The sequence below is a fragment of the Metabacillus sp. RB-C-LZQ-3-1 genome (genome assembly GCF_058315175.1).
The window spans coordinates 1-253 of sequence record NZ_JBZFLI010000071.1; the positions used below are offsets into that span (position 1 = coordinate 1).

Genomic DNA, 253 nt, shown 5'->3' on the forward strand with positions numbered 1-253 from the left:
AATAGCTCATAAAATTTGTACTATATAGTACGTTTTGTTAATCGAAATTAACGTTGGCACGCTTGGTTTTGTTTAGTTTTCAAAGATCATTTATTGCTTAACACAACTTTTATATCATAACATCACTTTTATATTAAAGCAAGTGTTTTTTTAAAAGTTTTTTTTGGTGGAGCCTAGCGGGATCGAACCGCTGACCTCCTGCGTGCAAAGCAGGCGCTCTCCCAGCTGAGCTAAGGCCCCAAATTTAATGATA

Annotated in this window: 1 tRNA gene; it reads right to left on the reverse strand. The window is 36.0% G+C overall.

Features of this window, described 5'->3' with window-relative positions:
• Window positions 1-164: 164 nt before the first annotated feature.
• Window positions 165-240 (reverse strand) — tRNA-Ala (locus AC4GZ8_RS26510).
• Window positions 241-253: the final 13 nt, after the last annotated feature.